The organism is Methylobacterium goesingense, assembly GCF_022179225.1.
Taxonomy (GTDB): Bacteria; Pseudomonadota; Alphaproteobacteria; order Rhizobiales; family Beijerinckiaceae; genus Methylobacterium; species Methylobacterium goesingense.
Genome location: NZ_BPQL01000112.1, coordinates 1 through 13,412, shown reverse-complemented (window position 1 = coordinate 13,412; position 13,412 = coordinate 1). Strand labels below are relative to the sequence as shown.

Here is a 13,412-nt window from a genome sequence, read left to right as displayed (position 1 = left end):
GCCCGCGCCCTCGCTTCCGCTCGCAGACGCTCGGCGACCTCGGCGATGCGCTGCTCGGTCTGCACGATGTCGGGGTTGTTCTGGGAGTTGGCGGCGATCAGGGCCGGCTCGATGCCGGTGGCGACCACCGAGACCCGGATGATGCCGTCGAGGCTCTCGTCGAAGGTGGCGCCGAGGATGATGTTGGCCTCGGAATCGACCTCCTCGCGGATGCGGGTGGCAGCCTCGTCGAGCTCGTACAGGGTCAGGTCGTTGCCGCCGGTGATCGAGATCAGCAGGCCGCGCGCGCCCTTCATCGAGACTTCGTCGAGAAGCGGGTTGGCGATGGCCGCTTCCGCCGCCCGGTTGGCGCGGTTCTCGCCCGAGGCCTCGCCGGTGCCCATCATGGCCTTGCCCATGCCGCGCATGATCGCGCGCACGTCGGCGAAGTCGAGATTGATTAGGCCTTCCTTGACCATCAGGTCGGTGATGCAGGCGACGCCCGAGTAGAGCACCTGGTCGGCCATCGCGAAGGCGTCGGCGAAGGTGGTCTTCTCGTTGGCGACCCGGAACAGGTTCTGGTTCGGGATCACGATGAGGGTGTCGACGGCGGCCTGGAGCTCCTGGATGCCGGCCTCGGCCGTGCGCATCCGGCGCATACCCTCGAACTGGAACGGCTTCGTCACGACGCCGACGGTGAGGATGCCCATGTCACGCGCCGCGCGGGCGATGACCGGGGCCGCACCCGTGCCGGTGCCGCCGCCCATGCCGGCGGTGATGAAGCACATGTGGGCGCCCGAGAGCTGGTCGCGGATCTCGTCGATGACCTCATCGGCCGCAGCCGAGCCGACCTCGGGGTGCGAGCCGGCGCCGAGCCCCTGCGTCACGCTGAGACCCATCTGGATCACGCGCTCGGCCTTGGACGAGGTGAGCGCCTGGGCATCGGTATTGGCGACCACGAACTCGCAGCCCAGAAGGCCCGACTCGATCATGTTGTTCACGGCGTTGCCGCCGGCTCCGCCGACACCGAAGACGGTGATGCGGGGCTTCAGTTCCCGGATATCCGGCGCCTGCAGACTGATGGCCATGGTGTCGAGCCTCTCGTGCCTTTCACGTTTCATTTGACGCCTCGGGTTGAGGGAGGCGCCGATTCTCGTCTGGCCGTCCACGCCCACCCCGCGGGGTTTGGGGCATGCCGGCGGTCGTCTCAGAAGCTCTCGCGGATCCAGCGTCCGACGCGCGAGAGGTAGCCGTCCGTCCCCGTGCCGGCGAAGGCCCCGTGCCCCCGCGGCTCGAAATGTTCCGCATGCGCCACCTGCGGGTAGACCAGCAGGCCCACCGCCGCCGAGAAGGCGGGCCCCTTGGCCGCCTCGGGCAGGCCCCGGATGCCGAGGGGCCGGCCGATGCGGACCTGCCCCTCCATGACCCGGCGGGCCACCTCGGGCAGGCCGACGAGCTGGCTGGCGCCGCCGGTGAGCACCACGCGGCGCCCGGCCTGGGCGGAGAAGCCGGCGGCGCGCAGGCGGTCGCGCACCAGTTCCACCACCTCCTCGACGCGCGGGCGGATGATCCGCACGAGCTGCGAGCGCGGCACGTGGGTCGGCGCGTCTCCCTCGTCCTCGCCGACCCCGTGGACCGCGATCATGTCGCGCTCGTCGGAGGCCGTGGCGATGGCCGAGCCATAGAGGGTCTTGAGGCGCTCGGCCGCCGCGACCCGGGTGGAGAGGCCGCGGGCGATGTCCATGGTGACGTGGTGGCCGCCCACCGCCACCGCGTCCACGTGGACGAGGTGGCCGCCGGAGAACACGCCGACGCTGGTGGTACCGCCGCCCATGTCGACCACGGCGACGCCCATCTCGGCCTCGTCGTCGACCAGAGCCGAGAGGCCGGCGGCGTAGGGGGTGGCGATCACCGCCTCGACGCCGAGATGACAGTGCTCGACGGCGAGCATGAGGTTGCGGGCGGCGGCCGCCTCGCCGGTGACCACGTGGAGGTCGACGCCGAGCGCATCCCCCATCATGCCCGACGGGTCGATGACCGCGCCCTGACCGTCGATGGCGTAGCCGGTCGGCAGGGCGTGGAGCACGGCGCGGCCGGGGCTGACGCCATGGGCCGAGGCGGTCTCCAGCACCCGCTCCACATCCGTGCCCGTGACGGTGCCGGTGCGGGTGTTCACGCGGGCCTCGAAATGCTGCGAGCCGATGCGGCCACCGGACATGTTGACGATGACCGACTGCACCTCGACCCGGGCCATGCGCTCGGCGGCATGGACCGCCTGGCGAATGGCGGCCTCGGCCGATTCGAGATCGACGATGACACCGCCCTTGAGCCCCTGCGAGCGCTGGTGGCCGATGCCGATGATGCGGGCGAAGTGGGTGCGCCCGCGCAGGGTGGTGAGCGCCTCGGCCGGCTGCAGCTCCGCGATGAGGCAGACGACCTTGCTCGTCCCGATGTCGAGCACCGAGAGGGTGGTGCTGCGCCGGGCGGAGAGAGGCTTCAGGCGTGGGGTGAGGCCGTGCTGATCGTGCATCGGGCTACCGGGTGACGGAGGTGAGGCGGGACAGGTGAGCGCGCTGCGCCGGACGGATCGTGCGGCTCATGTGCTGGTTCCCTTGGCCTTCGGCTTCTTCTGGGCTTCCGCGCGGGCCGCGGCCGCCTCTTCGGTGAGGCGGACGACCACCCGGTCCGGCATGCGAAGGTCCACCGCGATGATGTCCTTCTCGAGGATGCGGTTGTCGCGCTCGAGCTTGACGAGGCGCGCCAGAGCCTCGGTCGCGCCGGTCTCGGGCAGGCGGATGTCGACGCCGTCGAGCTTCAGGGTCCAGCGCCGGCCGGAGACGTAGGTGCCGGCCTTGACGCGCTCGGCGAGCGTGCCCGCCGCCTCGATCAGGGCGAGGTAATCCTTGAGCTTGAGGTTGGCGTCGTCGCCGACCACGAGAGGCAAGGCGGCGTAGCGGTCGTCGCGCATCTGGTCGATCACCGTGCCGTCGGCGGCGATCACGGCGATCTCGCCGTTGCGCTGCCAGAGGGCGGCGGGCTCGCGCTCCACCTGGGTGATGACGATCTCGTTCGGGTAGACCTTGCGCACGGAGGCGCTGGCGATCAGCGGCACCGCCAGCAGGCGCTCGCGCGCCTCCGCCACGTCGAGGAACACCACCGAGGAGTGACCATCGATGCCGGCGGCCTGGAGCACTTCGCGCTCGTAGAGCCGGGCGATGCCCGAGATGGTGACGCGCTCGACGCCGAAGCCGGCCAGCCGCGCCATGATGTCGAGGGGGCGGCCGTGCTCGGCCACGAAGCGGTCATAGGCGCCGCTGCCGACGAAGCCAGCGAGCGCCAGGGCCGCGAAGGAGACCGAGACCGCGGCCGTGCCGAGGTGGCGCGGAACCCGCCGCTCGATCGGGAGGGCGAGGCGCGAGCGGCGGCCCGGCGGCGTGAAGCGGCGCAGGCGCGCGGCGAGCGCCGCGCGGACGGAGGCGACCGTGCCGGCGGCCGGGCCCAGGAGACCCTGGCCTTGGCCGCCGTGCGGACCTTCGGCCCCTACCGGCCCAACGTTGCGTCCTCCACCATCCATTGGACGAGCTCACCGAAACTAAAGCCAGCGTGGGCTGCGATCTCCGGCACCAGGCTCGTCTTCGTCATGCCGGGTTGCGTGTTGACCTCCAGGACGACGAGGGCACCGGTTCCTCCCGGTGTGTCGTCGTAGCGAAGGTCCGCACGGCTGATGCCCCGGCACCCGAGTGCTTGATGCGCCGTTAACGACAACTCTTGGACACGCTGGTAAAGATTTGGTTTAATTTCTGCCGGGAGGACGTGGATCGAGCCCCCCTCGGCGTACTTCGCGTCGAAGTCGTACCACTCTCCTGAGGCCGGCTTGATCTCGATCACACCGAGGGCCTTGTCACCCATTACGGCGCAGGTCAGCTCGCGTCCGGCGACATATGTTTCCGCAAGGATTTCATCACCATAGCTCCAATCCTCCCGGCCCACTTCCTGGGGCGGGTGGGAGCGTCCGTCGCGCACGATGATGACCCCCATGGAGGAGCCCTCGGCCACCGGCTTCAGCACGTAGGGCGGCGTCAGCACGTGTGACTTCGCGGCCTCATGACGGTTAACGACGCGGCCCTCCGGAACGCTGACGCCGGCCGCCCGCATGACCACTTTGGCACGCTCCTTGTGCATCGCCAGCGCCGAGGCGAGCACGCCCGAATGGGTGTAGGGGATGCGCAGCAGCTCCAGCAGGCCCTGGATCGTGCCGTCCTCGCCCGCCGGTCCGTGCAGGGCGTTGAAGGCCACGTCCGGACGCAGATTCGTCAGCACCGTGGCGATGTCCGGTTGGACGTCCACCCGGGTGACCCGGAAGCCCTGCCCTTCCAGGGCCTCGGCGCAGGCATGGCCGGAATTCAGCGAGACCGGCCGCTCGGAGGACCACCCGCCCATGAGGACGGCGACGTGCTTGGACATGGGGACTCCGTAGGGTGAAGCGTCGGTCGCTGGTGGTAGCAGTCAGTGTCGTCATGAAACGAGGCGAACCTAGTCCGGCCGCGATGCGGCGGGGAACGCCTCAGAGGTCGGCATAGGCCTCGTCATCGGCCTGCCCGCCCCATTCGTCGAAAGCCTGGAAGGGGTCATCGCGCTCGGGCCACAACGCTTCGGGCTCGCCCACATCCACGATCATGTGCGTCTTGCCTCCGTCAAAGCGGCCGGGTCGATGACCGCCTGCCGCGCACCGCCCTGGACCCGCCGTCTGCCCGGTATGCCCTATCCGTTCGCGGTATCCGCCGCGAGACCGATGCGCTTGATCTCCCAGTGCAGCTCGACGCCCGAGGTCTCGCGCACGCGCCGGCGCACCTCCTCGCCGAGCCCCTCGATGTCGGCCGCCGTGGCGCCGTCGCGGTTGATGAGGAAGTTGCAGTGCATCGGCGAGACCTGCGCGCCGCCGACCGTGAGGCCCCGGCAGCCGGCGGCATCGACGAGCTGCCAGGCCTTCCCCCCGGGCGGGTTCTTGAAGGTGGAGCCGCCGGTGCGCTCGCGGATCGGCTGAGCCGCCTCGCGGGCCGCGGTCACCCGCTCCATCTCGGCCTCGATGGCGGCGCGCTCGCCGGGCCGACCACGGAACAGGGCGCTCGTGAAGATCACGTCGTCGGGGGCGGCGCTATGGCGATAGGCAAAGCCCATCTCCGCATGGCTGAAGCGACGCGCCTCCCCCCGGCGATCGACGCCGTGCGCCTCCACCAGCACGTCGGTGGTCTCGCCGCCATGGGCGCCGGCATTCATGCGCAGCGCGCCGCCGACCGAGCCCGGAATGCCGCGGAAGAACGCGAGCCCGTCGAGCCCAGCCTCGGCCGCCGCCTTGGCGAGGCGCATGTCCGGCACCGCCGTGCCGACTCGCAGGGTCTCGCCGTCGATCGCCACCGTGCCGAAGGCCTTGCCACCGAGGCGCACCACCACGCCCGGCACGCCGCCGTCGCGCACGATGAGGTTCGAGCCGAGGCCGATCACCGTCACCGGAACCTCCGGATCGAGGGCCGCCAGCAGGAGGCCGAGATCCTCCGCGTCGGCCGGGGTGAACAGCACCTGCGCCGGGCCGCCGACCCGGAACCAGGTCAGGTCCGAGAGCGGCTGGTTGGCGATGAGCCGCCCGCGCAAGCGCGGCGCCCGGGCGCGGATGTCGGGGGTGATGTCCGGGAAGGCGGTCATGAGCGCACCTCCCCTCTCCCCGCCTGCGGGGAGAGGGCCTCGGCCCCCTCGTCGGGGCCGAGGCGAGCGGAGCGAGGGTGAGGGGGCGCCGCAGGACGTGGCTCCTCCGGATGCCCCCCCTCACCTTCGCCCTTCGGGCTCACGCCGAACCCAACGAGGGGTTCGGCGTCCTCTCCCCGCGAGCGGGGAGAGGGGGGGAGTGCGGCGAGGATCGTCGCGGTGACGCGGTCGGTCTGTTGCATGATGTCCGAATTCCAGAAACGCAGAACGCGATAGCCGCGCTCACGGAGCCAAGCGTCCCGATCCTGATCGCGCGCGTTCTCCGCGTGCTGGCTACCATCCGCCTCGATGATCAGCCTGGCCTCGCGGCAGGTGAAGTCCGCGATGTAGGGACCGATCTGTTCCTGCCGCACGAACTTGAAGCCGGCGAGGCGCCGGTCTCTCAAACAAGCCCAGAGACGGCGCTCGGCATCCGTTTCGTTGGCCCGCAAGGTCCGGCGGAAGCGCGTGCGCTCCTTCGAGGCTCCCCGCAAGGCTGCCTCACGCCTGCACGCCGTCCAGGGCCGCCAGTTCGCCCGGCAGGGCGTAGGCCCATTGCGTGATGTTGCCGGCGCCGAGGCACACCACGTAGTCGCCGGGCTTGGCACGGCCCGCGACGATCCCCGCGAGATCCTCCGAGCGCTGGAGCGCGATGGCGTCGCGGTGGCCGCGCGACTTCAAGCCGGAGACGAGGCCATCGCGGTCCATGCCCTCAATCGGTGCCTCGCCCGCCGCGTAGACGGGGGCGACGATGACCGTGTCGGCATCGTTGAAGCAGGTGCAGAAATCGTCGAACAGCGAGGCGAGGCGCGTGTAGCGGTGCGGCTGCACGATGGCGACGACGTTGCCCTCGGTGGAGGCGCGAGCGGCCTTGAGCACCGCCTTGATCTCCACCGGATGGTGTCCGTAATCGTCGAAGATCAGCGCGCCGTTCCACTCGCCCGTCTTGGTGAAGCGGCGCTTGACGCCGCCGAAGCCGGCGAGTGCCTTGCGGATCGCCTCCGGCTCGACGCCGAGTTCGTGGGCGACGGCCAGCGCCGCGGTGGCGTTCAGCGCATTGTGCTTGCCCGGCATCGGCAGGACGAGGTCCTCCATCTCCATGCGGAAGCCCGGGCGCCGGTCACGGATCATCACGCGGAAGCGGCTCATGCCCCCGCGCAGGTCCACGTCGATGAGGCGGACATCGGCCTGCGGGTTCTCGCCGTAGGTGATGATGCGGCGGTCCTCGATATGGCCGACGAGATCCTGCACGATCGGGTGGTCGATGCACATCACGGCGAAGCCGTAGAACGGGATGTTGTCGATGAAGCGCCGGAAGGCGTCCTTGACCGCGTCGAACGAGCCGAAATGGTCGAGGTGCTCGGGGTCGATGTTGGTGACGATGGCGACGTCCGCCGGCAGCTTGAGGAAGGTGCCGTCCGATTCGTCCGCCTCCACCACCATCCACTCGCCCTCGCCCATGCGGGCGTTGGTGCCGTAGGCGTTGATGATGCCGCCGTTGATCACGGTGGGGTCAAGGTTGCCGGCGTCCAGCAGGGTGGCGACGAGGGAGGTCGTCGTGGTCTTGCCGTGCGTGCCCGCGATGGCGACGCAGGACTTGAAGCGCATCAGCTCGGCCAGCATCTCGGCCCGGCGCACCACCGGCAGGCGGCGCTCGCGGGCGGCGACGAGTTCGGGGTTGTCGCGGCGGATCGCGGTGGAGACCACCACCAGGGCCGCCTCCTCGACGTTGGCGGCCTCATGGCCGATGAAGGTGCGCATGCCCTTCTCGGAGAGCCGCCGCACGTTGGCGTTGTCGTTGGCGTCCGACCCCTGCACCGTATAGCCGAGGTTGTGCATCACTTCGGCGATGCCGGACATGCCGATGCCGCCGATGCCGATGAAGTGGATGGGGCCGAGCTTATCGGGCAGCTTCATGGAACAGGACCAGTCTTCAGGGGCGTCGGGAACCGGGCGGCCCGGCTCGCGGGGGATACGGGTTCAGGTGCGCGCCGCCGTCGCCACGACGATGTCGGCGAGCCGCTCGGCGGCATCGTGAATTCCCGCGCTTTTGGCGGCTGAGGCCGCCGCGGTCAATTTTTCGGGATTGGTGAAGAGGTCGACGAGTTCCGCGGTGAGGCGATCCGGGGTGAAGGCGGCCTGCGGGATCGCCTGCGCGGCACCGATGACGCTGAGTGTCGCGGCGTTGGCCGCTTGGTCCTGGTCGAGGGCGCCGGGGAGCGGCACCAGGATGGCGGGCCGGCCGATGGCGGCGAGTTCCGAGACCGTCGAGGCGCCGGAGCGCCCGATGACGAGGTGGGCCGCGGCCATGCGGGCGGGCAGATCCTTGAAGAAGGGCGCCGCCTCGAAACCGGCGAGTCCCAGGCCGAGATAGAGGTTCTGAACCTGGGTGAGATCCTCGGCCCGCACCTGCTGCACGAGGCGGAGACGCGCGCGCAGGTCGGCAGGCAGATTGGCGATGGCCGCGGGCACGACCTCGCCCATCACACGGGCGCCCTGGCTGCCGCCGAACACGAGGAGATGCAGGGGCGCGCCGGCGCCGACCGGCGGGTAGGCGCGTTTCGCGGCCTCGATCACCGCCGGGCGCAGGGGGTTGCCCGTATGGGTCCGGGGCGCCAGCGCCTTCACCGGCACGCCGCGCACCTCCCGGAAGCCGGTGGCGATGGCGCGCGCGCCCCGCGCCAGGAAGGCGTTGGCCCGCCCCATCACGGCGTTCTGTTCGTGCAGGACGGTCGGCACGCGCAGGATCTGCCCCGCCAGCATCGGCGGCACGGTGGGGTAGCCGCCGAAGCCCACGATGGCGGCCGGGTTGATCCGCTTGATCTGCCGGGCGGCGACCCCGAAGCCGCGCCCGAGTGTGAGGAGCGCGGCTCCGCGCTTGATCAGGGAACGGCCGGACGGCGTCGCCGACGCGATGGTGACGATCTCGGACGCCGGGAAGCCGGCGGCGATGGAATCCACGCGGGCATCGGTGGCCAGCACGACCCGCACGCCCCGGGCGCGCAGGGCGTGCGCCAGGCTCTCGGCGGGGAACAGGTGTCCACCCGTGCCGCCGGCACAGAGCAGGATCGTGGCTGTCGCGACCGTCAACGCATCACTCCGGCGATGGTCGCCGGGGCGGTGCCCGGCGGCTTCTGGCTCAGGGTGGTGGTCCGGGGGCGCTTGCGGGTCAAGGCCACGAGGAAGCCCATGCCGAGTGCCAGCGAGATCAGCGAGGAGCCGCCGTAGGAGACGAAGGGCAGTGTCATGCCCTTGGCGGGCATCAGGCGCACGTTCACCGCCATGTTGATGCAGGCCTGGAGCCCGAACAGCGTGGTCAACCCGGTGATCGCCAGCCGCGAAAAGGTGTCGTCGGTGCGGCGCGCGAGCTTCAAGCCCCGCATCACGATGTAGGCGAACAGCAGGACGAGGCCGAGGCAGACCAGGGTGCCGAACTCCTCGCCGGTGACCGAGAAGATGAAGTCGGTATGCGCGTCGGGCAGGTGGCGCTTGGCGACGCCCTCGCCGGGTCCGGTGCCGAGCCAGCCGCCGGAATTGAAGGATTGCTGCGCCCAGAAGCCCTGGAAGTTGTCGCCCGATTCGCTGTTCAGGAAGCGGTCGATGCGCTCGCGAACGTGGTGCAGGAAACGGTAGGCGGCGGCGACGCCGAGGAGGCCGCCGGCGCCGAGGCCCGCCACCCAGAACCAATGCAGGCCGGCCACGAAGAACAGCGCGCACCACACGATGGTGATGAGCATGGTCTGGCCGAAATCCGGCTGGAGGATCAGGGGCACGATGGTGACCGGCAGGAGCAGGATCGCTAGAAATCCGCCCGGCATGTCGCGCCGCTGCGCCCCCTCCGAGAAGGCCCAGGCCGCCACCACCACGAAGGCGGGCTTCACGAATTCGGACGGCTGGATGCCGATGGCGCCGAACTGGATCCAGCGGTGCGCGCCCTTGATCTCCGGGCCGAACTTGCTAGCCAGGATGCACAGGGCGACGCCCGTCATCCAGGTGAAGAGCGCCACGCGCCGGATATGACGCAGCGACAGGAAGGACACCGCGACGATGATCAGGATCGTCGGCGCGAGGTAGAGGGCCTGCCGGTTGAGGAAGTGGAAGGTCGGCAGGCCGATCTTCTCGGCCACCGGCGGCCCCCCGCCCATGAGAAAGACGAGGCCCGCCACCATGAGCGCGCCGAGCCCGGCGAGCAGGCCGCGATCGACGGTCCACCACCAATCCGTCAGGGGCGTGCGTTCCGCGCGGGACATCATGGGATCAGCACTCTCCGGGGCCTCACGGCGCCCGAACGGGGCAGCCGAACGCGACCGGCAGCGTCAGGCCGGCACGGAAACGATCCTGTGCCGGAATGGTAAACCAATCCTTGCATCCGGCCCGACCGCGCGCAGCCATCGTACCCACGGGAAGGGCACAAGGTCTGTCGACGACAGGCGCAGGACGATCGATCCGCAGTTCATGCAAGTCTTCGACGACTGTCGTCTCGGATAGGATGCGGCGATCGACACCTTGGGGACGCGCGAGCCCGGCGTCTTCGCGCCGAATTCTACTTGGGTCCGACACCGGAGATCGATCCGCAGGGCGACCGGCTCCGCCTGAAAAACTGACAAGACCTCAAATAATCGAAATAATTCTTCAGATAACTATTGAATTACACCGCACGACCACAATCGATGCGAATAATGATGACGTTAATATCACATTAAAGCCTGCCGGAGCATTCTATAACAATTGCGTCACCGCAGATCTTGCGAAGGAGACCATTCGTCTATGTCGTTCAAAAATTTGAGCTTCCTCGTCAAGATCACGATTCCGCTGGCGTTGACCTTCCTGGTGGCAGCCGGGCTCGTGGCCTATGCACGCTCCTCGATGGGCACGCTCGCCGCTCAGACCCGGGAGATCGTGAACGTCCAAGCCGCGCGGCAGCGTCATGTTCTCAGAATGCAGGCCGGCCTGACCGAAGCGGCCGTCCAGAACCGGAACATCCTGCTGGAGAGGTCCGCCTCGAAGATGGCCGGCTACACGACCAGGCAGCAGGCGGCGATCCGCTCGACGCTGGAATCTCAGGCGGATCTCGCGGCGTTAGCCGACTCGCCGGAACGGGTGGCGAGGAACGCCAAGCTGCTGGAGGCGGTGAACACCTATTTCGCCGTCCTGGCCCGCTCGACGGACGCTGGCCTAAAGAACGACAACGAGACTGGAATGAAGATCGCGCAGGAAGAAGCCGCCCCCTTACGCGCGAAACTGCGCGAGGAGATCTCGCAGCGGATCGACGTCATCGATCAAGAGCTGAAGGCCAGCAGCGATCGCGCAGAAGAGCGCGCTTCCTCGGCGTCGATGCTGCTGATCGGCTCCGCCGTCATGGGCCTCCTGGCGGCGCTGGCCATTGCGGTCGCCATCGTCGTGGTGGGGATCACGCGACCCGTGAAGGGCATGACGGCCGCCATGTCCCTGCTCGCCGCGGGCGACCTCGACATCGCCGTCGCGGGCACCGATCGGAAGGACGAGATCGGCCTGCTCGCGCGTGCTCTCGAGGTGTTCAAGCGCAACGCGATCGATGCGCGCCGGCTCGCGGCGGAGCAGGAGGCGGAGAACCGGACCAAGATGCGCCGGGCGGAAATCCTCAGCGAGTTGACCGAGCGGTTCGAGGCCAACGTCTCGACCCTGACCCAGGGACTGGCGGGCGCCGCCACCGAGATGGAGGCCACCGCGCAGTCGCTCTCGGCCACCGCCGACCAGTCGATCCGTCAGGCCACCACGGTGGCGACCGCGGCGGAGGAAACCTCCGCCAACGTCCAGACGGTCGCCTCCGCCAGCGAGGAGATGTCCGCATCGATCCAGGAGATCGTGACCCAGGTGAGCCAGTCCTCCGCCATCGCCACCCAGGCCGTGGAGGACACCCGCCGCACCGAGACCACGGTGAAGCGGCTGACGGAGGTCGCCGACAGCATCACCGACGTCGTCTCGATGATCTCGACCATCGCGGGCCAGACCAACCTGCTCGCCCTCAATGCCACCATCGAGGCCGCGCGGGCCGGCGAGGCGGGCCGCGGCTTCGCCGTGGTAGCCACGGAGGTCAAGGAACTCGCCGGGCAGACGGCGCGGGCCACGGAGGACGTCCGTACCAAGATCGGCCAGATCCAGGACGCGACCGGCGAGGTCGTGTCCGACATCACCCGCATCGGCAAGACCATCGCCGACATGTCGACCTATTCCAACGGCATTGCCGCCGCGATGGAGGAGCAGGGGGCAGCTACCCGGGAGATCGCCCGCAACGTCCAGGAGGCCGCACAGGGCACCCAGGAAGTGACGAGCAACATCGAGAACGTGCGGACCGGAGCGAGTTCCACCGGGGCCGCCGCCACCCAGGTCCTCGGTGCCGCGAAGGAACTGTCGCGCTACTCCGAGAACCTCGGGCACGAAGTGTCGGCGTTCCTGGCCGGCGTGAAGGCCGCCTGAGGTCGATCAGGCCGCCCGGCAATCCTCGAACCCGGCGCGGATCTCCGCCGGGTCGAGCTTGCGGCCGATGAAGACCACGCGGGACACCCGGGGCTCGCCGTCCTTCCACGGCCCCTGGAGGTCGCCGTCGAGGATCTGGTGGACCCCCTGGAAGACGAAGCGCTGGGGCTCGTTCGGGAAGGCGACGATGCCCTTGCAGCGCAGGATGTCCGGGCCCTGAACCTGGGTCAGGGTCGAGATCCAGGGCATGAATTTTTCGGGGTCGACGGGGCCGTCGATCTTGGCCGAGACCGACTGCATGTCGTCGTCGTGGTGGTGATGGTGGCCCTCCTCCAAAAAGTCGGGCTCGATGTCGAGGATGCGGCCGAGATCGAAGGCGTTGCGCTCCAGCACCGCCTCAAGGGGCACGGCGCAGCGCTCGGTGCGGTGGACCTTCGCGTAGGGGTTGATCGCCCGGATCTGGCCCTCGACCCGGGCGAGATCCGCCTCCTCCACGAGGTCGGCCTTGTTGAGCAGGATCACGTCCGCGAAGGCGATCTGGTTCTTGGCCTCGGGCGCGTCTTTGAGCCGGTCCGAGAGCCACTTGGCGTCGGCCACGGTCACCACAGCATCGAGGCGGGCGGCGGCGCCCACGTCCTCGTCGATGAAGAAGGTCTGGGCGACGGGGGCGGGATCGGCCAGCCCCGTGGTCTCGACGATGATCGCGTCGAACTTGCCGCGCCGCTTCACCAGCCCGTCCATGATGCGGATGAGGTCACCACGAACGGTGCAGCAGACGCAGCCGTTGTTCATCTCGAACACCTCCTCGTCGGCGCCGATGATGAGGTCGTTGTCGATGCCGATCTCCCCGAACTCGTTGACGATCACGGCGTAGCGCTTGCCGTGGTTCTCGGTGAGGATGCGGTTGAGGAGCGTCGTCTTGCCAGCCCCCAGGTAGCCGGTGAGCACGGTGACGGGGATCTTCGCCGAGGCGGCGTTCGGGCTGTCTGACATGGAGGCTCTTCGTCGAAGGCGCGCGAGGCGTCGCTGCGGCCTGTTATATTGTATCAGTCCTGCCGGATGAAACCCCGGCGGGCCGCAGTCCGTCGCAGAGCGCCGCCAGGGTTCCGCGAAAGCCCTCCGGCCCCGCCAGCAGGCGCTCCATCAGGAGGGCCCCTTCGAGGGCGGCGACGACCATGCGGGCCGTGGCCCTGGGCTCGGCGGACACGCGCACGCTCCCGGCCGCCACCCCCTCGGCG

The 13,412-nt window shown here is 69.3% G+C and carries 11 protein-coding genes and 1 pseudogene; 1 reads left to right on the top strand and 11 read right to left on the bottom strand.

The genetic code is table 11. The features are described from left to right. The 9 genes from ftsZ to MFF30_RS18805 all read right to left on the bottom strand — a co-directional run. Positions 1-1,067: cell division protein FtsZ (gene ftsZ, locus MFF30_RS18845; protein WP_238281010.1), on the bottom strand; the 1,067-nt coding region annotated here is incomplete at its 3' end. Positions 1,068-1,186: 119 nt separating this feature from the next. Next, positions 1,187-2,509: a cell division protein FtsA gene (gene ftsA / locus MFF30_RS18840; protein WP_238281009.1), complete on the bottom strand. Its 1,323-nt coding sequence runs from the start codon at positions 2,507-2,509 to the stop codon at positions 1,187-1,189. A gap of 66 nt (positions 2,510-2,575) precedes the next feature. Continuing rightward, positions 2,576-3,553, bottom strand: a complete 978-nt coding sequence (locus MFF30_RS18835) for a cell division protein FtsQ/DivIB (protein WP_238281008.1) — start codon at positions 3,551-3,553, stop codon at positions 2,576-2,578. After that, a complete protein-coding gene (locus MFF30_RS18830; RefSeq protein WP_238281007.1) occupies positions 3,520-4,443 on the bottom strand; it encodes a D-alanine--D-alanine ligase in 924 nt (307 codons plus the stop codon). The genes MFF30_RS18835 and MFF30_RS18830 overlap by 34 nt, the downstream gene beginning before the upstream one ends. A gap of 297 nt (positions 4,444-4,740) precedes the next feature. Next, a complete protein-coding gene (gene murB / locus MFF30_RS18825) occupies positions 4,741-5,679 on the bottom strand; it encodes a UDP-N-acetylmuramate dehydrogenase (protein WP_238281006.1) in 939 nt (312 codons plus the stop codon). Continuing rightward, a complete protein-coding gene (locus MFF30_RS18820) occupies positions 5,676-6,212 on the bottom strand; it encodes an endonuclease domain-containing protein (RefSeq protein WP_238281005.1) in 537 nt (178 codons plus the stop codon). Before MFF30_RS18820 ends, murB begins: the two co-directional genes overlap by 4 nt. Before the next feature lie 7 nt (positions 6,213-6,219). Beyond that, positions 6,220-7,635, bottom strand: coding sequence for a UDP-N-acetylmuramate--L-alanine ligase (murC, locus tag MFF30_RS18815; RefSeq protein ID WP_238281004.1), 1,416 nt, complete (start codon positions 7,633-7,635; stop codon positions 6,220-6,222). 63 nt (positions 7,636-7,698) lie between these two features. After that, positions 7,699-8,808 carry an undecaprenyldiphospho-muramoylpentapeptide beta-N-acetylglucosaminyltransferase gene (gene murG / locus MFF30_RS18810; RefSeq protein ID WP_238281003.1) on the bottom strand — a complete coding sequence of 370 codons (1,110 nt, stop codon included), beginning with the start codon at positions 8,806-8,808 and terminating at the stop codon, positions 7,699-7,701. After that, positions 8,805-9,971 carry an FtsW/RodA/SpoVE family cell cycle protein gene (locus tag MFF30_RS18805; RefSeq protein ID WP_238281002.1) on the bottom strand — a complete coding sequence of 389 codons (1,167 nt, stop codon included), beginning with the start codon at positions 9,969-9,971 and terminating at the stop codon, positions 8,805-8,807. Before MFF30_RS18805 ends, murG begins: the two co-directional genes overlap by 4 nt. A 514-nt stretch (positions 9,972-10,485) precedes the next feature. Here MFF30_RS18805 and MFF30_RS18800 point away from each other — a divergent pair. Next, positions 10,486-12,174 carry a methyl-accepting chemotaxis protein gene (locus MFF30_RS18800; RefSeq protein WP_238281001.1) on the top strand — a complete coding sequence of 563 codons (1,689 nt, stop codon included), beginning with the start codon at positions 10,486-10,488 and terminating at the stop codon, positions 12,172-12,174. 6 nt (positions 12,175-12,180) lie between these two features. Here the strand turns inward: MFF30_RS18800 and MFF30_RS18795 are convergent, their stop codons facing one another. Further along, entirely contained in the window at positions 12,181-13,167 is a 987-nt protein-coding gene (locus MFF30_RS18795; protein WP_238281000.1) for a CobW family GTP-binding protein, read from the bottom strand. 43 nt (positions 13,168-13,210) lie between these two features. Continuing rightward, positions 13,211-13,412: pseudogene (locus MFF30_RS18790) on the bottom strand (TetR/AcrR family transcriptional regulator); the annotation flags it as partial.

Bases quoted from the DNA above. Each gene is read 5' to 3' on its own strand.
- ftsA (WP_238281009.1), bottom strand. From the start codon at position 2,509: ATGCACGATCAGCACGGCCTCACCCCACGCCTGAAGCCTCTCTCCGCC.
- MFF30_RS18835 (WP_238281008.1), bottom strand. From the start codon at position 3,553: ATGGATGGTGGAGGACGCAACGTTGGGCCGGTAGGGGCCGAAGGTCCG.
- MFF30_RS18830 (WP_238281007.1), bottom strand. From the start codon at position 4,443: ATGTCCAAGCACGTCGCCGTCCTCATGGGCGGGTGGTCCTCCGAGCGG.
- murB (WP_238281006.1), bottom strand. From the start codon at position 5,679: ATGACCGCCTTCCCGGACATCACCCCCGACATCCGCGCCCGGGCGCCG.
- murC (WP_238281004.1), bottom strand. From the start codon at position 7,635: ATGAAGCTGCCCGATAAGCTCGGCCCCATCCACTTCATCGGCATCGGC.
- MFF30_RS18805 (WP_238281002.1), bottom strand. From the start codon at position 9,971: ATGATGTCCCGCGCGGAACGCACGCCCCTGACGGATTGGTGGTGGACC.
- MFF30_RS18800 (WP_238281001.1), top strand. From the start codon at position 10,486: ATGTCGTTCAAAAATTTGAGCTTCCTCGTCAAGATCACGATTCCGCTG.
- MFF30_RS18795 (WP_238281000.1), bottom strand. From the start codon at position 13,167: ATGTCAGACAGCCCGAACGCCGCCTCGGCGAAGATCCCCGTCACCGTG.